The 20,648-nt window shown below is 64.6% G+C and carries 17 protein-coding genes; 13 read left to right on the top strand and 4 right to left on the bottom strand.

Going from position 1 to position 20,648, the window contains the following annotated elements:
* Positions 1 to 68 precede the first annotated feature (68 nt).
* Together C5L14_RS02905 and C5L14_RS02900 are read left to right on the top strand one after the other, a co-directional pair.
* Positions 69 to 1,127, top strand: a complete 1,059-nt coding sequence (locus C5L14_RS02905; RefSeq protein WP_181160991.1) for a Dyp-type peroxidase — start codon at positions 69 to 71, stop codon at positions 1,125 to 1,127.
* Positions 1,120 to 1,926: a family 1 encapsulin nanocompartment shell protein gene (locus tag C5L14_RS02900; RefSeq protein WP_105860492.1), complete on the top strand. Its 807-nt coding sequence runs from the start codon at positions 1,120 to 1,122 to the stop codon at positions 1,924 to 1,926. The genes C5L14_RS02905 and C5L14_RS02900 overlap by 8 nt, the downstream gene beginning before the upstream one ends.
* Before the next feature lie 16 nt (positions 1,927 to 1,942).
* On the opposite strand, the gene C5L14_RS02895 is transcribed toward C5L14_RS02900, so the two are convergent.
* The gene (locus tag C5L14_RS02895) at positions 1,943 to 4,363 is read right to left on the bottom strand and encodes a GcvT family protein (RefSeq protein WP_105860491.1); all 2,421 of its coding nucleotides are present in this window, start codon (positions 4,361 to 4,363) and stop codon (positions 1,943 to 1,945) included.
* Between the two features lie 406 nt (positions 4,364 to 4,769).
* A complete protein-coding gene (locus C5L14_RS02890; RefSeq protein ID WP_105860490.1) occupies positions 4,770 to 5,657 on the bottom strand; it encodes a LysR substrate-binding domain-containing protein in 888 nt (295 codons plus the stop codon).
* Positions 5,658 to 5,835: 178 nt separating this feature from the next.
* Between C5L14_RS02890 and C5L14_RS02885 the strand changes: the two genes are divergently transcribed.
* The 11 genes from C5L14_RS02885 to C5L14_RS02835 all read left to right on the top strand — a co-directional run bounded on the left by C5L14_RS02885 (position 5,836) and on the right by C5L14_RS02835 (position 17,485).
* Positions 5,836 to 7,371 carry a trimethylamine methyltransferase family protein gene (locus tag C5L14_RS02885; RefSeq protein ID WP_105860489.1) on the top strand — a complete coding sequence of 512 codons (1,536 nt, stop codon included), beginning with the start codon at positions 5,836 to 5,838 and terminating at the stop codon, positions 7,369 to 7,371.
* A 48-nt stretch (positions 7,372 to 7,419) separates the two neighbouring features.
* Positions 7,420 to 8,421, top strand: a complete 1,002-nt coding sequence (locus C5L14_RS02880; RefSeq protein ID WP_181160990.1) for a GlxA family transcriptional regulator — start codon at positions 7,420 to 7,422, stop codon at positions 8,419 to 8,421.
* Between the two features lie 307 nt (positions 8,422 to 8,728).
* The gene (locus tag C5L14_RS02875) at positions 8,729 to 10,033 is read left to right on the top strand and encodes a M24 family metallopeptidase (RefSeq protein ID WP_105860488.1); all 1,305 of its coding nucleotides are present in this window, start codon (positions 8,729 to 8,731) and stop codon (positions 10,031 to 10,033) included.
* Positions 10,034 to 10,714, top strand: a complete 681-nt coding sequence (locus tag C5L14_RS02870; RefSeq protein ID WP_105860487.1) for an isochorismatase family protein — start codon at positions 10,034 to 10,036, stop codon at positions 10,712 to 10,714. It abuts the gene before it with no gap.
* 58 nt (positions 10,715 to 10,772) lie between these two features.
* The gene (locus tag C5L14_RS02865) at positions 10,773 to 11,435 is read left to right on the top strand and encodes an ABC transporter permease (protein ID WP_105860679.1); all 663 of its coding nucleotides are present in this window, start codon (positions 10,773 to 10,775) and stop codon (positions 11,433 to 11,435) included.
* Positions 11,432 to 12,550, top strand: coding sequence for an ABC transporter ATP-binding protein (locus C5L14_RS02860; protein WP_105860486.1), 1,119 nt, complete (start codon positions 11,432 to 11,434; stop codon positions 12,548 to 12,550). The genes C5L14_RS02865 and C5L14_RS02860 overlap by 4 nt, the downstream gene beginning before the upstream one ends.
* Entirely contained in the window at positions 12,547 to 13,311 is a 765-nt protein-coding gene (locus C5L14_RS02855) for an ABC transporter permease (RefSeq protein ID WP_281062556.1), read from the top strand. Before C5L14_RS02860 ends, C5L14_RS02855 begins: the two co-directional genes overlap by 4 nt.
* A 31-nt stretch (positions 13,312 to 13,342) precedes the next feature.
* The gene (locus C5L14_RS02850) at positions 13,343 to 14,248 is read left to right on the top strand and encodes a glycine betaine ABC transporter substrate-binding protein (RefSeq protein WP_245443197.1); all 906 of its coding nucleotides are present in this window, start codon (positions 13,343 to 13,345) and stop codon (positions 14,246 to 14,248) included.
* An 87-nt stretch (positions 14,249 to 14,335) separates the two neighbouring features.
* Positions 14,336 to 15,232 (top strand): glycine betaine ABC transporter substrate-binding protein, encoded by an 897-nt coding sequence (locus C5L14_RS02845; protein ID WP_105860484.1) that lies wholly within the window; start codon positions 14,336 to 14,338, stop codon positions 15,230 to 15,232.
* Between the two features lie 135 nt (positions 15,233 to 15,367).
* The gene (locus C5L14_RS02840) at positions 15,368 to 16,309 is read left to right on the top strand and encodes an alpha/beta hydrolase (protein ID WP_105860677.1); all 942 of its coding nucleotides are present in this window, start codon (positions 15,368 to 15,370) and stop codon (positions 16,307 to 16,309) included.
* A gap of 51 nt (positions 16,310 to 16,360) precedes the next feature.
* Positions 16,361 to 17,485 (top strand): mandelate racemase/muconate lactonizing enzyme family protein, encoded by a 1,125-nt coding sequence (locus C5L14_RS02835; RefSeq protein ID WP_105860676.1) that lies wholly within the window; start codon positions 16,361 to 16,363, stop codon positions 17,483 to 17,485.
* 54 nt (positions 17,486 to 17,539) lie between these two features.
* Here C5L14_RS02835 and C5L14_RS02830 read toward each other — a convergent pair whose 3' ends face one another.
* On the bottom strand, positions 17,540 to 18,376 hold the full coding sequence (locus C5L14_RS02830) for an aspartyl/asparaginyl beta-hydroxylase domain-containing protein (protein ID WP_105860483.1): 837 nt from the start codon (positions 18,374 to 18,376) through the stop codon (positions 17,540 to 17,542).
* Positions 18,377 to 18,632: 256 nt separating this feature from the next.
* The gene (locus tag C5L14_RS02825) at positions 18,633 to 20,618 is read right to left on the bottom strand and encodes an FAD-dependent oxidoreductase (RefSeq protein ID WP_105860675.1); all 1,986 of its coding nucleotides are present in this window, start codon (positions 20,616 to 20,618) and stop codon (positions 18,633 to 18,635) included.
* Positions 20,619 to 20,648 lie beyond the last annotated feature (30 nt).

The following is a 20,648-nucleotide window of genomic DNA, read 5'->3' as shown; positions in this document are numbered from 1 at the left end:
GATATGGTGAGTTGTCGGCGTGAGTCTCTGATCGCCCGCTCACGCGATGGCTGCGGATGAATAGAAGCATGGAGTCGAGTTTGCCCTCTACCGTTTCGCAGCCGGTCGTTACTCCCCTTACGCGCAGTGCCATTTTCCTGGTTGTGACCGTCAAGTCCGGTCCGGAGCACGAGGGGGCGATCCGGGCGTTGTGCGCGGATCTGTCGGGACTGCTGCGGGCGGTGGGATTCCGGGATCTCGAGGGGCGGCTGTCCTGCGTGATGGGGTTTGGCTCGCAGATGTGGGACCGGCTCTTCGGAACACCCCGGCCCAAGGAGCTGCATGCCTTCCGCGAGATAAAGGGGCGGCATCACGCGGTCTCGACGCCGGGGGACATCCTGTTTCACATTCGCGCCCAGCGCATGGACCTTTGCTTCGAACTGGCGACGCAGATCATGGCGCGGATCGGGGACGCCGTCGCCAGTGCCGACGAGGTGCACGGCTTCAAATATTTCGACGACCGCGACTTGATCGGTTTCGTCGACGGTACCGAGAACCCGGTCGACGAGGCGGCGCTGGAGGCGACCATCATCGGCGAGGAGGATGGCGCCTTCGCCGGCGGGAGCTATGTGATCGTGCAGAAATACCTGCATGACCTGACGGGCTGGAACCGGCTGCCTGTCGAGGCGCAGGAGAAAATCATAGGGCGCTCCAAGCTGTCCGACATCGAGCAGGACGATGCGCTCAAGGCGCCCTATGCCCATAACGTTCTGACCTCGATCGAGGAGAACGGCGAGACCTTGGAAATCCTGCGCGACAACATGCCGTTCGGCGATGCCGGCAAGGGTGAGTTCGGCACCTATTTCATCGGCTATGCCCGCTCGCCCCGCAGGATCGAGCAGATGCTCGAGAACATGTTCGTCGGCCGGCCGCCGGGCAATTATGATCGCTTGCTGGATTTCAGCCGGGCGGTGACCGGCTCTCTGTTCTTCGTGCCCTCGGCGACGTTCCTGGACGATGTGGCGCCCGATGCCCTCACACCGGCTCCGCCCGGAGCCGGGGCGGCGCAAGGCTCCGGTTCGCGGCAGCCCGGCGGCGATGGTTCGCTCGGTATTGGATCGCTCAAGAGGAAGGCAGACCATGAATAATCTCCATCGGGAGCTGGCACCGATCTCCGACGGCGCCTGGGCCGAGATCGAGGAAGAGGCGGCGCGCACCCTCAAGCGGCATCTGGCCGCCCGGCGCGTTGTCGATCTGCAGGGGCCGCAGGGCCTGGCGGCGTCGGCGGTGGGAACCGGTCATATCCGCCCGCTTGCGGGCCCCGGCGAGGGCGTCGAGGCGGTGCAGCGGGAGGTGAAGGCCTTCGTCGAACTGCGCGTCCCCTTCGAGCTCGCCCGCGCGGCGATCGACGATGTGGAGCGGGGGGCAGTCGACTCGGACTGGTCGCCGGTGAAGGAAGCGGCGCGCAAGCTCGCCTTCGCCGAGGATCGCGCGGTCTTCGACGGCTTTGCCGCGGCTGGCATCGAGGGCATCCGCCAGGGTCTCAGCAATCCGGCACTGGCACTTCCGGTCCAGGTGAAGTCCTATCCGGACGTGGTCGCCCAGGCGGTGAGCCAGTTGCGGCTGGCGGGGGTGGAAGGACCCTATGCGCTGGTGCTGGGAGCCGATGCCTATACGGCCGCAGCCGGCGGCAGCGACGACGGCTATCCGGTCTTCCAGCATATGGAACGCCTGGTGGACGGGCCGATCATCTGGGCCCCTGCCATCGAGGGCGGGCTGGTGCTGACGACGCGGGGCGGGGATTTCGAATTGTCCGTGGGACAGGACATCTCCATCGGCTATGCCAGCCATTCGGCGACATCGGTCCAGCTCTACTTCCAGGAAAGCCTGACCTTCCGCCTGCTGACGGCGGAAGCGGCCGTCGCCCTCCTGCCCGGCAAGCAATAGGCGGGTCGGCGAGGCTTCAGCTTCTCAGGCGCTCGCCGCCCGGGTCGAAGGCGGGCTCGGCGAGAATACGTGCCTCGCGCGGGATGCCCAATATGGCCACCGACACGATATCGCCGGGCCTGGCCAGATCGGCCTTGACATAAGCGAGGGCCAGTGACTGGCCGACCCAGTAGCCGTAGCTGCCTGAGGTAACCTGCCCGAGCGGAGTGCCATCGGGCAGGAAGATCGGTTCGCCGCCGGTGGCATCGGCATCCTCGGCCTCGATCGCCAGCGTGACCAGCCGGTCGCGTGCCGGATTGCCGGCCACGGCCGCATAGGCGTCGCGATTGAGGAAGGCGCCCTTGTCCAGCTTGACGAGGCGGGCCAGGCCGGATTCCTGGGGCCAATATTCGGGCGAATATTCGCGCCCCCAGCTGCCATAGCCCTTCTCGATACGCAGCGACGTCATCGCCCTCGCACCGACGGGGCCGGCTCCGATCTGTTTTCCGGCCGTGAGCAATGCGCGATAGAGCCGCTCCTGGTCAGCGGCCTGGCAGTGAAGCTCCCAGCCGAGATCGCCCGTGAAGGAAACCCGCAGGGCCACCACCTCGATGCTGGCCAGATTGAGATGGCGTGCTTGCATGAAGGGGAACGCGCTATTGGAAAGGTCTTCGGAGGTCAGGCTTTGCAGGAGTATTCGCGCCTTCGGGCCGGCAACGCTGAAGCCGCACATCGCCTGCGTCACCGAGCGAAACAGGGTTCCCTCCGGCAGCGGCACCGCATTGAAGAAGCGCTGGTGATAGCGCTCCGCCATGCCGGAACCGAAGACCATGTAGTTGTCATCGGCGAGCTTGGCGACCGTGAAGTCGCCGGCAACGCCGCCTCGCCGGCCGATCAGGGGGGTGAGGCGGATCTGGCCGGTCCGGTCCGGCATGCGATTGGCGAACAGGGCGTCGAGCCAGGCCTGGGCGCCTGGTCCCGTAACCTCATATTTGGCGAAATTGGAGATGTCGATGATGCCGGCATGCTCGCGCAGCATGCGGGCTTCCCGTCCCACCGGCTCCCACCAGTTCTGGCGGGCGAAGCCGGCCGTCTCCTCCCCAGGCTCGCCCTCGGCGGCGAACCACAGCGGATGCTCCCAGCCGAAATTCAGGCCGAAGACGGCGCCCATGTCCTGCTGCATCGCATAGGCGGGACGCGTGCGTACGGGCCGGCCGGCGCTGCGCTCCTCATTGGGGAAGTGGATCTTGAAGCGATGGCCATATTGATCGCGCACCCGGGCCTTGGTGAACGCCTTGTCGGCCCAGGCGCCGAAACGCGCGAGGTCCCAGGCGAACATGTCGAGCGAGGGTTCGCCCTCGATCATCCACTCCGCGGCGAGCTTGCCCATGCCGCCCGACTGGGAGAACCCGGGAATGATGCCGTTGCAGCAGAAATAATTCTTCATTTCCGGCACCGGGCCGAACAGCACGGCGCTGTCGGGCGACCAGATCATCGGGCCGTTGATCACCCGCCGGATGCCGGCGGAGCCGAGCACCGGCACCCGTTCGATCGCCCGCATCATATTGTCCTCGATGCGGGCGAGGTCGTCGGGAAAGAGCTCATGGCCGAAATTTGCAGGCGTGCCGTCCTCGGCCCAGAACCGCATGTCGCGCTCATAGGCGCCGACCAGCAGGCCGAGGCCTTCCTGGCGCAGGTAGTATTCGCCATCGCGGTCGGCGACCGAGGGCAGGCGCCGATCGAGCGCGGCGATCTCGGGGATGGTTTGCGTGACGAAATATTGATGCTCGGTCGGCATCAGCGGTAGTGTCAGCCCGGCCATGGCCGCCACCTCGCGGGCCCATAGGCCGGCGGCGTTGACGATCCATCGGGTGCGGATATCGCCTTTCGGGGTGCGCACGATCCAGCTTCCGTCGGGCTGTGCCTCGGTGCCCGTGACCGGCGTGAAGCGATGGATCTCGGCGCCGCGCTGACGCGCCCCGGCGGCATAGGCTGCCGTCACGCCCGAAGGATCGACATTGCCGCCTTCAGGCTCGAACATGATGCAGCGTATGCCCGAGAAATCCACGAGCGGGTGCAGTTTTTCGGCCTCTTTGCGCGAGACCTCATAGAAGTTCATGCCGTAGCGTCGCGCCTTGGCTTCCTGCAGCCGCAACTGGTGCTCGCGCTCGCCGGTCTGGGCCAGATAGAGGGAGCCGGGCTGGAAGATGCCGCAGCCCTGCCCGGTCTCGGCCTCCAGCTCCTTGTAGAGCGCCATGGTGTAGTGCTGCAGGCGGCTGATATTGGTGGAATCGTGCAGGCCATGGATATTGGCGGCTGCATGCCAGGTCGATCCCGAGGTGAGTTCGTCCCGCTCCAGCAGGACGACATCGGTCCAGCCGAGCTTGGCGAGGTGATAGAGGATCGAGCAACCGATCAAACCGCCGCCGATCACGACGGCCTGGGCATGGCTACGCATGGAACGAATTTCCCGATGAACATTCGTCCGGCGAAGAGCAGTTGCCGTCGGAAGGTCCGTAGCAGCGCGCTCGCCTGACCGCCCAAGTCTAGGCAGCGGCGGGCGGAGCGGGTAGGCGGCCTTCCAGGCAAAAGCGCGGTGTTCGGCGATGAATGGCCAAATAAAACGAGGTCATTGGCCTCGCGATCTTCGCTTGTTGCCGAACCTGTCAGGCCTAGGATCGGATCGGGGAAGTCTATCGGCGGATCGCGTCAGACCAAGCGGCGTTGAGGTCGCCTCTTCCTGGGATCGCCGGCATCCTGCCGGCTCTTCCTCACCTCCAACGGCCCGTATCCAAGAGCCGGCAGGATGCCGGCGATCCCAGGCCTCCCCCGCCTTCGGCGTAGCGGTATCGTCAAACTTGGTATCAGGCTGTCTCCGCCCTGGCGCGGGCCAGGATCCATTCCTTGACGATTTTCACCACGCTGCCCTTGGATGAAGCGTTGTCGGAAAGATAGTAGCCCCAGGGGCTTGGCGGGCGCACGCTGAAGGGTTCGGCCAGGAGCCCTCTCTTCAGGAAGGGACGCGCAAGCGAGAGCTGCACGGCGACGCAGCCCGCCCCCGCGGCGGCTAGTTCCAGCGCGATATTGGAGGAGTTGGTGCTGAGATATTTCTCGTGCTCCGACGTCTCGATGCCGAGGGCCGCGCCCATGCATTGCCAATATTCCTGCCGGCTATGCACGAAGATCCAGCCTTGTTTGAGGATATCGGCGGGGGAGCGGATCGCATTCGGTCCCGACAGGAATTGCGGCGCGCAGAGCAGAGCGAGACTTTCGTCCCACAGGGCAAGCGCCGCCGGCGGCTTGTTATCGAAGCGCCTGGCGGCAATGGTGAGATCGGCGGCCGGCTCGCTGGGATCCTCCCAGATCGTGCCATGCAGGACCACCTCGATATCCGGATGCCTGGCGTGGAAAGCGGCGATGCAGCCGGTGAGCCAGTTGGTGGCCAGTGTGGCCGGGCAGGAAATCACCACCGTCCGGTTCCGGACGGAGGCGAGGATGGCTTCGGTGGCATGATCGATCTGGTCGAGCGCCTGCCGAAGCGTCGGCAGGAAGGCCTCGCCCATCTCCGTCAGCTTGAGGCTGCGTGGATAGCGTACGAACAATTGCCGGCCGATATAGTGTTCCAGCGCCCGAACATGGGTGCTGATGGCAGCCTGGGTGTAGCCCAGTTCCTTGGCCGCTTCGGTAAAGCTCAAATGGCGGGCCGAGCATTCGAAGGAGCGGATGTAGTTGAGCGGAGGAGGAGGCTTCATGGCGGCTCTTGATGTTTGCCGGAGGCTAGTCCAGCTCCGCCGACCTATTCAATGCCGCTTTTCGCCATGACATCAATTTTTTTGGGCAATGCCGCCAAACTAATCGCGTGAAAGGCCTGTCCCGCCACACCTATCATGCCGAGTTGTCGGATGAATAAACAGGGTGGGCGTACCGGGCATGACACAGGACAGGCGTAGCGGGGGGCGCCGATCGAGGAGCATGCGGGGCGGGGGCATTCCCCAGCTGCCCTGGCAGCGTGTGTCGAATCCCTATTCACCCATGCAGATGCTGGACCGGGAGCGCATGGAGGTGCTGCATCGCAGTTCGATGCGCATCCTCTCCGAACTCGGCATCCGGGTGATGAGCACGCGGGCGATGGACCTGTTCGAAAAGGCCGGCGCGCTGGTCGACCGGGAGAACCAGACCATCCGCATCGACGAGACGTTGGTGAAGGAGGCGCTCCGCACCGCGCCGCGCCGCTTTACCCTGACGGGTCGCAACCCCGACAAGCAGCTCGAGATCGGCGGCAATGCGCTGGTCTTCGGCCTAGTGGCCGGGCCGCCCAATGTGCATGACCGCATCAATGGCCGGCGAGCCGGAAATCTCGTCGACTATGAGAACTTCACCCGGCTGGCGCATTATTTCAACGCCATCCACATCCTAGGCAACCAGGTCTGCGCGCCGATCGAGCTGCCGGCCAATTCGCGCCATCTCGACACCTACAGGGCCAATTTGTCCCTCAGCGATCTGAGCTTTCACTGCAGCGCCATCGGGCGCGGCCGTGCCATGGACGCCATCAATATGATGGCGATCGCCCGAGGCATCACGCTGGAAGAGATGCGCGCCTCGCCCGGCGTCATCACCATCATCTCCGTCAATTCGCCGCGGCTCTTCGATGACGCCATGGCGGATGGCCTCATGGCCATGGCCGAGCATGGCCAGCCGGTGACGGTCACCCCCTTCACGCTGATGGGCGCGATGACGCCGGTGACTTTGGCAGCCGCCTTGTGCCAGCAGAATGCCGAGGCCCTGTTCGGGGTCGTGCTGACGCAGCTCGTCAATCCAGGCACGCCGGTGATGTACGGGGCCTTCACCTCCAATGTCGACATGCGCTCGGGTGCGCCGGCCTTCGGCACGCCCGAGAACACCAAGGCCAACATCATCGCCGGCCAGCTGGCGCGGCGTTATGGCCTGCCCTACCGCACCTCCAATGCCAATGCCTCCAACGCCGTCGACCTGCAGGCCGCCTATGAGACGGAGATGGCGACCTGGGGCGCGGTCCTGGGCGGGGCCAATCTGATCTATCATGCCGCCGGCTGGCTGGAGGGCGGCCTCACGGCGTCCTATGAGAAGCTCGTCCTCGACGTCGAGATCCTCCAGAACATGATGGAGTTCCTGCGGCCGATGCCCTTCGAGGAGGATGATCTCGGCTTCGAGGCGATCAAGGCCGTGCCGGCCGGAGGGCATTTCTTCGGCAGCGAACACACGATGTCGCGCTACGAAACCGCCTTCTATCAGCCGATGCTCTCCAATTGGCAGAACTATGGCAGCTGGCAGGAGGCAGGGGCGCGTGACGCGCTCGAGCGGGCGACCGGCCTCTGGCAGCAAGCATTGCGGGACTATCAGGAGCCCGCGATGGACGAAGCCGTTCGCGAGGAGCTCGAGGTCTATATCACCCGCCGGCGCGCTGAGATCGGTGCCGGAGAACCCTGAGGCATGCCGCGCAAGGCTCGGCATGCGAAAGCGGAAGGGATCGATGCCATGGAAACGAGGCTGAACGAAAAGCCGGTCGGCGAGACGATCCGCTTTGCCGTGCTGATGTTTCCGGGCTTTCCGCTGATGGCGTTCAGCTCGGTGATCGAGCCGTTGCGCGCCGCCAACACGCTGTCGGGCGGGCGCTGCTATTCATGGATCACGGTCGGGCCCGACGGTGCCAAGGTGCGGGCCTCAAATGGCATTCATATCGAGCCCGATTTCGGCGTTCGGAATGCCCCCGTGGTCGATCGCATCGTGGTGTGCTCGGGCGGCGATGCCGATCATCTGGTCGCCGAGGACGCCATGGCCTGGATCCGCCGCAACCTGCGCGCTGGCGCCGATCTCGGATCGGTCGCCGACGCGGCTTTCCTGCTGGCCCGGGCCGGATTGCTCGATGGCCATGCCTGCACCCTGCACTGGACCAGCCAACCCGCTTTTCGCGAGGCTTTTCCCGGTCTCGACATGCGGCGGGACCTCTATGTCATCGACCGGCGCCGTTTCACCGCGGCAGGCGGGGTGGGCAGTCTCGACATGATGCTGGAGATGATCGGCCGCGATCATGGCGGCGAGCTCTCGGCCGGGGTCGCCGAATGGTTCGTGCACAGCCCGCTGCGGTCGAGCGTGGACCGGCGGCTGATGCCGTTGCGCCTGCGCACCGGGATCGGCGACGAACTCGTGCTGGCCGCCGTGGCGATCATGGAAGACTGCGTCGAGGATCTCCTGCGCATGGACGCGCTGGCGCGGCGCCTCGGCGTATCGGCCGACAAGCTCGAACGTTCCTTCCGCGCCGAACTCGGCGTGACGCCGAGCCACTATTACCGCAGCCTGCGCCTCAGGCGGGCGGCCGACCTGCTCACCCATTCGAGCCTGCGGGTCGGCGAGGTGGCGCTCGCCTGCGGCTTCGCCAATGCGGCCAATTTCTCCCGGGCCTTCCGGGACAGCTTCGGCTACGCGCCCCGGGGGGTGCGCCAGCGCAAGTCGATCTCGGGGGAGGCGCCGCGAGCATGAGAGGGCGATCGCATATGGAGCTTTCTCGTCATCCCGTGCGCGATGCAGCATGGAATGCTGCGTCGCAGACACGGGGCCGCGAGACGGGAAAGGCGCTCCATTTTGAGGGCGGTCCCGGATCTGCGAAGCGTCACTGCGCGCCGCATCGCGTCCGGGATGACAACATTGATCCATATACGCCTGCTCTGCCGGATCCGGGCAGCAAGGTCACAAAATCCCGCCTAGCGGAATCGCGCATAGTTTTCGCGGAAAGCAGGCAAACAATGCGCGCGCCGGTTGGTCACAGTCCACGGACAGGAGACTGTTCATGAGCATTGTGGTTTTCGATCCGGATCGCGTCGAGGATGTCGACTTCAAGGATCGCATGCGCCATCCGGCGGCCGCGGATCCGGCCGGCGGCATGTGGCTTTCCGACACCGAGCCTTCCTTCATCGACGCCGATGCCCTGCGCAAGGGCCGTCTTGCCCGGCTGCGCCGATGGATGGCCGAGGCGGGCTACGGGGCTGTCGTGCTGTTCGACCCCTACAACCAGCGCTATGCCACCGGCTCGCGCAATATGTTCGGCTATTTCCTACGCAACTCCACGCGCTATTTCTTTGTCCCCACCGAGGGACCGATCGTCCTGTTCGAATATCCGCAGAGCTATCATGTCTCGATGGTGCTCGACACGGTCGACGAAGCCAGGCCTTCCAAGCTGGTCTGGTCGTCGGTCTCCGGCCGGGACGACGAGACGGCCGGCCCCTTCGCCGACGAGATCGCCGAGCTTCTGCGAAGCCATGGCGGCGGGTCGATGAAGCTCGGCCTCGACCGCTGCAGTCATCTGCAGGCGCTGGCGCTGCAAAAACGCGGCTGCGATGTGAGAGACTGCCAGGGGGAGATCCTGGCGGTGCGCGCCGTCAAGACGCCCGAGGAGGTCAAGTGCCTCCAGGTTTCGATGGCGGGGGCCGAAGCGGCCGTCGCCGCGGTCCGGGAGGCGATCAAGCCGGGCGTTTCGGAGAACGAACTCTTCGCCATCATGTATCACGAGGTGATCCGGCAGGGCGGCGAATTTATCGAGACGCGCCTTTTGAGCTCGGGCCAGCGCACCAATCCCTGGTTCAACGAGGCGAGCGGGCGCAAGATCCGCCCGGGTGAGCTGGTGGCCCTCGATACCGACACGATCGGCTGCTACGGCTACTATTCCGATTTCTCCCGCACCTTCCGCTGCGGCCCGGGCAAGCCGACGACCTATCAGAAGATGCTGTACCGCATGTCCTACGACCAGGTGCAGCACAATATCGGCGTCGTGAAGCCGGGCATGGCCTTCCGCGAGATCGCCGAGAAGGCCTGGAAGATCCCAGAGCGTTTCGTCGACCAGCGCTATACCTCGGTGATGCACGGCGTCGGCATGCATGGAGAAACGCCGTTCATCGCCCATTCAATGGACTACGAAACCTATGGCCGCGACGGGCACCTGGTGCCCGGGATGGTCGTCTCGGTGGAAAGCTATATCGGCGAGAAGGGCGGGCGCGAAGGCGTCAAGCTCGAAGACGAGATCCTCATCACCGAGACCGGCACGGAACTCCTGTCGCGCTTTCCCTATGAAGACGAATTCCTGGAAGGACCAATCTGAGTGAAACGGACGCTGCGTATCGACACCGGCAAGATGGCGGCCATCTTCATCGATCTCCAGGAGGAGCATCGGGCCGATCCGCGCTATCTGGTCGAAGGCTATGCCGGCGTCCTGGCGCAGGCGCGCCGCCTGCAGGATACGGCCCGCCGGCACGGCGTGCCACTCTACCACGCCGCCTATATCGTCGATCCCGCGGCGCCCGGCCGTCCCTTCCATCCGCTGCAACCCGACGGACGCTCGGCCTTCAGCGACAAGGACGATCCCAACATCGCCATCTGCGCCGAAGTGGCGCCGGCGGCGGGAGAGGCGGTCGTCTTCAAATCGGAGCCGAGCCTGTTCGGTGCCAGTTCGCCGGCAGAAGAATTGCGGCGCAAGGGTATCGAATGGCTGGCCATCGCGGGGGTGTGGACCGAGGCCTGCGTCGATGCGACGGTCAAGGATGCCGTGGCGCTCGGCTTCCACGTGCTCCTGGTCAAGGATGCCTGCGGCACCGCCAGCACCGCCATGCACCAGACCGCCATCCTCAATCTGGCGAACCGGCTCTATGGCGGCGCGGTGGTATCGACCGACGACGCCTGCCGCCTGATCGAGGGCACGCCGGTCGAGGCCTGGCAGGTCCAGGGCTCGGTGCCCCTGCGTTTCACCTATGAGAATGCCTCCGGTCTCTACGCGGAACTTTGAGGAGCGGTTTGCGGGTTCGAACGACGAAGACAAACGAGGATCGCGGCGCATCGGCATGATGGAAATCCTGACCTTCATCTCCGACAATCTCCACGTGATCGGTGCCAGGGCACTCGAGCACATTTCCATCGTCTTCGTGGCGGTGAGCATCGCCATCGCCACGGCGGTGCCGATCGGCATTGCGATCACACAGTCCAAAACCGCTGCCGACGCCGTGCTCTATCTCGCCTCGATCATGATCACCGTGCCGTCCATCGCTTTGTTCGGACTGATGATTCCGCTGCTGTCGCCGCTCGGCCACGGCATCGGCTACGTGCCGGCGGTGATCGCCGTGATCCTCTATTCGCAGCTGCCGATCATCCGCAACACCTATACCGCCATAGCCAATGTCGATCCGGCCTTGCGGGAGGCGGCGACGGGCATGGGCATGAGCACAGGCCAGCGGCTGCGCCAGGTCGAGATACCTCTTGCGGTGCCCGTGATCATGGCGGGGGTGCGCACGGCCGTGGTCATGAATATCGGAGTGACCGCCATCGCCGCCTATATCGGCGCCGGGGGGCTCGGCACCTTCATCTCGCGCGGCATCAGCCAATCCGATCCGCGGCAGCTGATCACGGGAGCCTTGGCCGTGTCTCTCCTGGCAATCGCCGCAGACCTGCTTCTCGCTCTGGTGCAGTGGCTGCTGACTTCCAAGGGCATCAAGGGCGGAGCAAGCCGATGATCCGTCTCGAACATCTCACCAAGACCTTCGAAACCGCGGGCAAGCCCTTCGTCGCCGTCGACGACATCAATCTCGACCTGCCGGCGGGCGAGATCTGCGTGCTGTTGGGGCCGTCGGGCTGCGGCAAGACCACGACCATGAAGATGATCAACCGCCTGATCCAGCCCACCAGCGGCAAGGTCTATATCGACGGCAAGGATACCAGCGCGACCGACCCGATCCAGCTGCGCCGCTCGATCGGTTACGTCATCCAGCAGATCGGGCTGTTTCCCAACAAGACCATCTGCGAGAACATCTGCGTGGTGCCCGATCTGCTCGGCTGGGACCGCAGGAAATCGCGCGCCCGGGCGGGCGAACTGCTCGAACTGGTGGGCATGCAGCCCGATCTTTTCCTCAGCCGCTATCCGCGTGAACTGTCCGGCGGCCAGCAGCAGCGTGTCGGCGTGCTGCGCGCGCTCGCCGCCGATCCGCCGGTCATGCTGATGGACGAGCCCTTCGGCGCGATCGATCCGATCAACCGCGAGGTGATCCAGGACGAGTTCCTGAAGATGCAGCAGGCGATCCGCAAGACCATCATCTTCGTCTCGCACGATCTCGACGAGGCGGTGAAGATGGCGGACAAGATCGCCATCTTCCGTAGCGGGCGCCTGGAACAATATGCCAGCCCCGACGCACTGCTGGCCAGGCCGGCCAATGCCTTTATCGAGAATTTCCTCGGCTCCGACCGCGCTCTCAAGCGCCTGCGGCTCGTCACGGCGGGAGAGGCGATGACCGCCCGGTTCGATGCGGTGCGGGCCGAGGATCCGATCGCGCTCGCGCTCGAGAAAATGCAGGCCTCGGGCCAGCAGGCCATCATCGTGGTCACGGCGGACGGCAAGCCTCAAGGCCTGCTCGCACTCGACCGCGCCAGGACTGCGGCGGGAACGGTGGGCGAGCATGCGCGTCCGGTCGAGACCACGGCCTCGCTCCATTCGGACCTGCGCAATGCAGTGGCCTCGATGTTCGCCCAGGACATGCCGGTGCTGCCCTGCGTGGACGAGGCCGGACAGCTCAAGGGTGTCCTGACCTATCGCTCGATCGTCGCCAGCCTCAGCCACGCCGGAGAGACGGGATGAGCGGGCCGGCGGCAACCATTGCGACCGGTCAGGGCGCCCCGAGGCGTTCGCATCTCTGGGTGCCGCTGGCGATGTGGGCGGTGCTGCTCGCCATCTGTCTCTGGCTGTGGCTCAGCGGCATGGCGGGCGAGATCCTCGCTTATTGGGACGACATCACCTATCTGAGCCTGCAGCATGTCGAGCTGGTGGCCTGGGCGGGCGGGCTCGCCATCCTGACCGCCGTTCCCGTGGGCATCCTGCTGTCACGGCCGGCCCTCCGGCGGTTCTCCGAATTCGTGATGCAGATCTTCAATCTGGGCAGCACGATCCCGACTCTCGCCATCCTCGCTTTGTCGATGACCTGGCTCGGCATCGGCACCCTGCCGTCCGTGTTCGGCCTGTGGGCGGCCACCTTGCTGCCGATCGTGCGCAACACCTATGCGGGGCTCAGGGCTGTCCCGCCCCATCTCCTGGAAGCCGCGCGCGGCATGGGCATGACGCCGCTGCAGACCCTGTGGCGGGTGGAATTGCCCAACGCGCTGTTCGTCATCTTCGGCGGCATCCGCACCGCGCTGGCCATCTGCGTCGGTTCCGCTCCGCTGGCCTTCCTGATCGGCGCCGGCAGCCTCGGCGAGCTGATCTTCACCGGAATCGCCCTCGACGAGCTGCCGATGATGCTCGCCGGCGCCATTCCCACCGCAATCCTGGCCGTGCTGACCGATTTCCTGGTCGGCCGCCTGCAATACTACCTCGTCCCGCGAGGCATCAATCCGCTGCGCTGAACGGCGGCAACAAGCAACAGAGGGAAAGACGATGACAATGCTGAAGAAACTGAGCAGGAGCGTGTGTTCGGGCGTATTTTCGGCTGTCGTACTGGCAGCGGCCGGCGGCGTCGCCCTTGCGGCCAATCTGACGGTTGGCGGCAAGGATTTCACCGAGCAGCAGATCATCGCCGAGATGACGACGCAGCTTTTGACCAGCAAGGGCTACACGATCGACAAGAAGAACGGCATGGGCACCAAGATCGTCCGCGCCGCCCTGGAGAATGGCGAAGTCGATCTCTATTGGGAATATACCGGCACCTCCCTCGTCACCTTCAACAAGGTGACCGACAAGCTTTCGCCGCAGGAAACCTACGACCGGGTCAAGCAGCTCGACGGCGAGAAGGGGCTGGTCTGGCTGGCGCCATCGAAGGCCAACAACACCTACGCCATGGTGGTGCGCAAGGACAATCCGAAGACCGACGGGCTGAAGACGATCTCAGACATGGCCGCCGCCTACAAGGCCGGAACGGCGTTGATGATGGGTACCACGGCCGAATTCCCCAAGCGCCAGGACGGGTTGCTCGGCCTGCAGAAAACCTATGACTTCGAGGCCGGCCGCGCCAACGTCAAGCCGATGGATCTGGGCCTGGCCTATCGCGCCCTGGCCAACAAGGACCTCGACGTCATTTCCGCTCAGGCGACCGACGGCCAGATCGCGGCGCTGGGGCTGCGCGTGCTCGCCGACGACAAGGGCTTCTTTCCCAATTACGCCCTCACACCGGTGGTACGAAAGACCGTGCTCGATGCTCATCCCGACCTGAAGCCGACCCTCGAGGCGCTCTCGGCGAAGCTCGACGATGCCACCATGCAGAAGCTGAACGGCGAGGTCGACGTCGACAAGAAGACGGTCGAAGTCGTCGCGGCCGATTTCCTCAAGCAGAACGGCCTGAAGTGAGCCTATGGGCCGCCCGGACGGGGCTGGCCCATTCTTCCCGAATTTTCGCGCCAGCGCCGTCCGGAGGCGGCCGGCAGGAGAGAGACCATGATCAGCATTCTGCCGAAGCGAGCGATTGCCGCCCTGTGCATGGCGGCGTCCTTCGTGTTGTCGACCACGGCCTTTGCCGCCACGCTCACCGTCGGCGGCAAGGATTTCACCGAACAGTTCCTGCTGGCCGAGATGACCCGGCAGTTGCTGGAAAGCAAGGGCTATACCATCAACAAGAAGGACGGCATGGGCACCAACATCGTGCGCGCCGCGCTGGAGAACGGACAGGTCGATCTCTACTGGGAATATACGGGTACCTCGCTGGTGACCTTCAACAAGGTGACGGAACCGCTCTCGCCCGAGGCCACCTATGCCAGGGTCAAGGAACTGGATGGCGCCAAGGGGCTGGTCTGGCTGGCCCCCTCCAAAGCCAACAACACCTATGCGCTGGCGATCCGGCCCGGCAATGCCAAGACGGACGGGCTCAAGACCTTTTCTGATCTCGCTGCCGCCTACAAGGACGGCAAGCCGGTCCTGCTCGGCGCCACGGCGGAGTTTCCCAAGCGCGAGGACGGCCTGATCGGCCTCGAGAAGAAATACGGCTTCAAGGCCGGCCGCGCCAATCTGCGGCCGATGGAGATCGGGCTCGTCTACAACGCCCTTGCCGCCGGCGACATCGACGTCGCCACGGTCGGGGCCACCGATGGGCGCATCGCCGCCATGAAGCTGACCCTGCTCAAGGACGACAAGGGCTTCTTCCCGAACTACGCGCTCGCCCCGGTCGTCCGCCAAGCCACGCTCGACGCCCATCCGGACCTGAAAGCCACGCTCGAGTCGCTTTCGGCCAAGCTCGACGATACCACCATGCAGGAACTGAATGGCGAGGTCGACGTCCACAAGAAAGCGATCGAGGACGTGGCCAAGGACTATCTGAAAAAGGCGGGATTGCTTTGAGTGTTGCGAAGTGCAGCGAAGCAATCCACCGCTTCCGAGGCTGTGTTTGCGCCCTACGCCTTGCTTGGCTGCGCTCGCAATGACGACCGAACTGCCGACGAGACCTCACCTCATGCCTGCCTGCGGTACCCGATGATGACGCCGGACTATACTCGACTGATCGACGCCGAAACCTGGGATTTCATCAATCGGACGAATGCTTTCTATCCGCCCGAGGCCGTCGACTGGCCGATCGCGCGCAACCGGGAGGTCTATGACCGGATGGCCCGAGCTTTTCATACGGACCGGCCTCCCGGCATCGTCGTCGAGACCACGGCTGTCGAGACGCCGGGCCACGCCATTCCGATCCGCATCTATTCGGCAGGGCGCGGCGACCATCGTGCGACGATCCTCTATTTCCACGGAGGCGGCTTCGTGCTCGGCGGTCTCGAAAGCCATGACGATGTCTGCGCCGAGTTCTGCGCGGCGACGGGATTGACGGTCGTCTCGGTCGATTATCGCCTGGCTCCCGAACATGGGGGAACGGCGGCGCTGGAGGATGCCATTGCCGCCTATGGCTGGGTGACGGCCGGTTTCGATCGCCCCATTGTGCTGGCGGGCGATTCTGCCGGCGGCAATCTTGCCGCCTGCCTGGCGGATCATGCCGGGCGCCAAGGGCAACGGCCGATCGGGCAGGTGCTGATCTACCCCCTCCTGGGGAGCGATATCGACAAGGGCTCTTATCTCATTCATGCCGAGGCGCCCCTGCTGACCACCCGCGACGTCCTCTATTATCGCGACGTGCGCACCGGCGGCATCGATTGCAGCAGCGATCCGCGCTTCACCCCGCTTGCCAGCCCCAGCTTCGGCCACCTGCCGCCGACGTCTGTCTTCACGGCGCAATGCGATCCGCTTTCCTCCGATGGGGAGGTCTATTGCAGCCGGCTGCGCGCCGAAGGTGTCCAGGCATCTTGGCATGAGGAAGAAGGCCTGCCGCACAGCTTTCTGAGGGCTCGCAACACGGCATCCCGCGCGAAAGCGGCGATGGGCCGCATCACCCAGGCCCTTTCGACGCTTGCCGCCGGCGCCCGCGCATAGGCCGGGCACCGGCAACGCCACCCGCATCGATATCAGGAAGGAATGGGCGACATGGTCAAGATCTCGCAGGTGCGCATCCGGCCGCTGGTGCTGCCCCTCAAGCTGCCCTATCATTGGTCTTACGGCATCAGGGAGAGTTTCGCCGTCAATCTGATCGAGATCGAGGCCGACAACGGCATGGTGGGGATCGGCGAATGCACCGTGGCGCCGGACCAGGCGGGAACGGCAGCGATCCTCAGGCGGCTGACGAGTCATTTGGTCGGCCAGTCGCCCTATGACGTCGCACCGCTGATCGCGCGCATCTTCCACCAGGACTATCTCGGCCACGGCGCCAATATCATGCGCGCGGCCAACCAGATGTTCTCGGGCGTAGACATGGCGATGTGGGACCTCCAGGGAAAGCTTGCCGGCCTGCCGGTTCATCGTCTTCTGGGCGGAGCTCACCGCCAGGCCGTCGGTTATTTCTATTTCCTGCAGGGGGAGACCACCGAGGAACTCGCGCGTGATGCGGCCGCCGGCCGGGCGCGCGGCGAACGCGTCTTCTATTTGAAGGTCGGGCGGGGCGAGAAGCTCGACCTCGAAATCACGGCGGCGGTGCGCCGCGAGATCGGCGATGCGCGCCTGCGGCTCGATGCCAATGAAGGCTGGAGCGTGCATGATGCGATCAACATGTGCCGCAAGCTGGATAAATTCGAGATCGAGTTCATCGAGCAGCCGACGGTGAGCTGGAGCATTCCGGCCATGGCCCATGTGCGTCAGGCCGTCGGGATTCCGATCGTCGCCGACCAGGCGGCGTTCACGCTCTACGACGTCTATGAGATCTGCCGCCAGCGCGCGGCCGACATGATCTGCATCGGGCCGCGCGAGATCGGCGGCATCCAGCCCATGCTGAAGGCGGCGGCGGTCGCCGAGGCGGCGGGGCTGAAGATCTGCATCCACAGTTCCTTCACCACCGGCATCACCACCTGTGCCGAGCACCATATCGCGCTGGCCATCCCCAATCTCGACGATGGCAACCAGATCATGTGGCAGCTGGTGCAGAAGGATATCGTGGCGTCGCCTGACCTCGATCCCAAGCAGGGTTGGATCGAGGCTCTCCAGGGCGCCGGCCTCGGCTTCGAGCTCGACGCGGATCTGGTCGGGGATGGCGAGAGGCGATTTGCTGAGGCGGCGTGAGACCTCGGCCGGAATCAAAGAAATAGCCTGCACTGACCCACGAACCGGGCGATTTCAATGCCTTGGCTGGTTGCGGAGCATTTCGGCTTCCGCATAGAATTTCTTTTCCCAGGCTTTGTGATTGTCCAGCCCTTCCTTGATGAAGGGCGTGAAGAGGGCGAGGTTCATCAGGCACCAATTGACAAAGCGTGCCGGGAATTTCAGCGGCTTGACGAAATCGACGAACAGAACCACTCGTGTCTCGTCGGTATCGTTCCAGGCTTCGTGTTCGAAGGCATCGTCGAAAATAAGCACTTTGCCTTCGCGCCAGTGACAGACCTGCTCGCCCACGCGAATGGCAAGCTTATGGTTCGGCTCGGGCACGATCAGCCCCAGATGCAGGCGCAGCACGCCATTATAGGGCCCGCGATGCGGCGGCAGATGCTTGCCCGGCTGGAAGATCGAGAACATTGCCGTCGTCAGGCCCGGTATCTTGTTCACGATGCGCCAAGTCTGCGGGCAGGCTGCGATATTGTGTTCCGACCTCACACCAAATCCAAGCAGGAAGAAGGTTTTCCAGCGGTCATCGCTCGAGATGCTCTTCACGTCGGTCGAGATCTCGTGGAACGAGGGAAGCTCGCTCTGGCGCAGGAGAACCTCGTCCAGCTCCTTGCGGATCGCCAACCATTCTCTCTCGATCTCCAGAGCCCAGGGAAAAGCGGAATTCTCGTAGACGGGAGGATTACCGAGCTTTGCATATCTGAGATTGAGGCGTTCGGCCCAGGAAACAACCGCCATGAAAAAATGCGTGATCCGGCTCGGCCGGGCCATGTCGGCCAGCCCCTCGGTCCCGAATTTCTGACTGGGGCCGGCAGCTGCCTTTCTTGGAATCGACGGATCGGATATGGCCATCTTGCTCGTCTTTCGAAAATGCTGCTGTGTCTTGCCGCGAGCCACCCTTTCGGGGCCTTCAGACGGCCGTTGTCCCGCAAAGGGCAGCTCAGGGCCGGCGGGGAAAGCTTTGAGCAGCCGCGTCATCGCTCGGCTTAAGAACCGCCAGCGGACCTGAAGGTTCGATAAGCAGCGGCAGAGAACAATTCCAGGAGATTTCGGAAGAAATGGGGCTGAAGCAGCTGGTTTGCCTGGCCCAATGCCTTTCGGCGTCCGGTCAAAGGCCGAGAGCGGCTTTTCGGCCATCGAAGAAGGCGTAGGGCGCCTGGCGCGGCGCCGCGCAATCGCCGATCTCGACATAGGGCACGCCCCGGGCCGTCAGGTCCATTGCAAGCCAGTTCGCCGCGATATTGGTCATGGCCAGCACCAGGCTATCGGCCGCAATAAACGACTTTTCGCCGCTGGTGTGGTCGATGATCGTGGCGCCCTGGCCATGCCATTCGGCGACGCTGACCTCGACCTGCCAGGTGACGCCGAGCCTCCTGAGGGTTCGCCGCAGGGGAACGTCGGCGGTGGTGCGCTGCAGCTCCTTGCCGACAAAGGCATCCGGCGTGAGGATGGTGACCTCGTGGCCTTCCTCCGCCAGCTTCCAGGCGGTTCCGCCACCGCGCCAGCCGCCGCCTTCGTCGAGCAGCAGCACGCGCCTGCCGAGACGGGCCTGGCGGCCCATGACGGCCTCGATCGAAAAGACATTGCCCTTTTCGATACCGGGAAGTGTTTCGACCGCCGGCAGGGCTTTCTGGAAACCGGTGTCGGGCGGCAGGGAGCCGGTGGCGAGGATGACGGCATCCGGTGCCATCGTCGCCACCTCGTCGGCCTCCATGTAGCAGTTCAGGCGGACGTCGACGCCCAGCTTGTGCAACTGGCGTTCATACCAGGCGAGAAGATCGAGGATCTGGGCGCGGCGGGGCTGCAGGCCGGCGAGCAGGAAATTGCCGCCGAGCCGGCTGGACGCCTCGGCCAGCATTACCTTGTGCCCACGTTCGGCGGCGACGCGGGCTGCTTCCAGGCCTGCCGGTCCACCGCCCACCACCAGGACATTTCGTGGCGCGGCGGCCGGCTCGAAACGGTCGCCACCCCATACGGACTCCCGCCCGACGGAGGGATTGATCAGGCAACTGATCCAGTAGTCGCGCGAGCGGCGCCCCCAGCACATCTGGTTGCAGGAGATGCAGCCCCTGATGTCGTCGGCGCGGTCTTCGCCGGCCTTACGGGCCAGATGCGGATCGGCGATCTGGCCACGCACGATGGAGATGAGATCAGCCGAGCCTTCGCTCAGGACCGTCTCGGCATTTTCGGGAGTGCGGATATGGCTTTCGGCAATGACGACCGCATGCGTGGTGACGGCCTTGATCCTGGCCGCCAGATCCGCTCCGAGCTTTTCGGGATAGAGAAAGGTCGGCATCAGCTTGTGGAAGTCGAGATAGCCGCCGGAACCGCAGGTGACGTAGTCGATCAGGCCCTGCCGGTCGTGCAGGCCGACGATTTCGGCGAGGGCGTCACGGCTGAGCGCGACGCTGTAATCGGGCTCGTCACTGATGGCCAGGCCGATGATGAAGTCTTCGCCGCATGATTTGCGGATGCGGGTGAGGATTTCCCTCGACAGGCGGGTGCGGTTCTCCAAGGTACCGCCCCACTGGTCCTCGCGGCGGTTGGTCCAAGGCGTCCAGAACTGGTCGACCAGGCCGAGATAGGCAGCCCAGACCTCCACGCCGTCGAAGCCGGCGGCCCGGCACCGGCGCGCAGCCTCCACGAAACTCTCGATCGTCTCCCAGATCTCGGCCTCGCTCATGGCGTGCGAGCCGTCGCTGTCATGGTAGCTCGGCTGGCCCGAGGGGGACCAATGGGGGTGGAAGGAATTGTCGGAATCGCCATGGGCGCCGACGTGATAGAGCTGCTGGATGGCGACGGCACCATTGTCCTTGATGGCGCTGACGACTTTCTGGAACGGGGCGATGACGCTGTCGTCGCAGGTCCGGAAGTTGCCGCGGGTGAGGATGGCCGCAGGATGCACGGGCATCGGCTCCACGACGATCATGCCGGCGCCCCCCTTGGCGCGTTCGGCATAATAGGCGGCATGGCGTTCCGTCGGCAGCCCATTGACGGCCATGTTCGCGGTGTGGGCACCGAAGACGATCCGGTTCCGCAGTGTGCGTTTGCCGATCGTGAGGGGAGAGAACAGGCGGGGAAACTGCTTGGACACAGCGGCCATCCGGCAGGTGGGAGGAACGTG

The organism is Labrys okinawensis (genome assembly GCF_002982075.1).
Classification (GTDB): domain Bacteria; phylum Pseudomonadota; class Alphaproteobacteria; order Rhizobiales; family Labraceae; genus Labrys; species Labrys okinawensis_A.
This window is presented reverse-complemented; position numbering and strand designations above follow the sequence as displayed.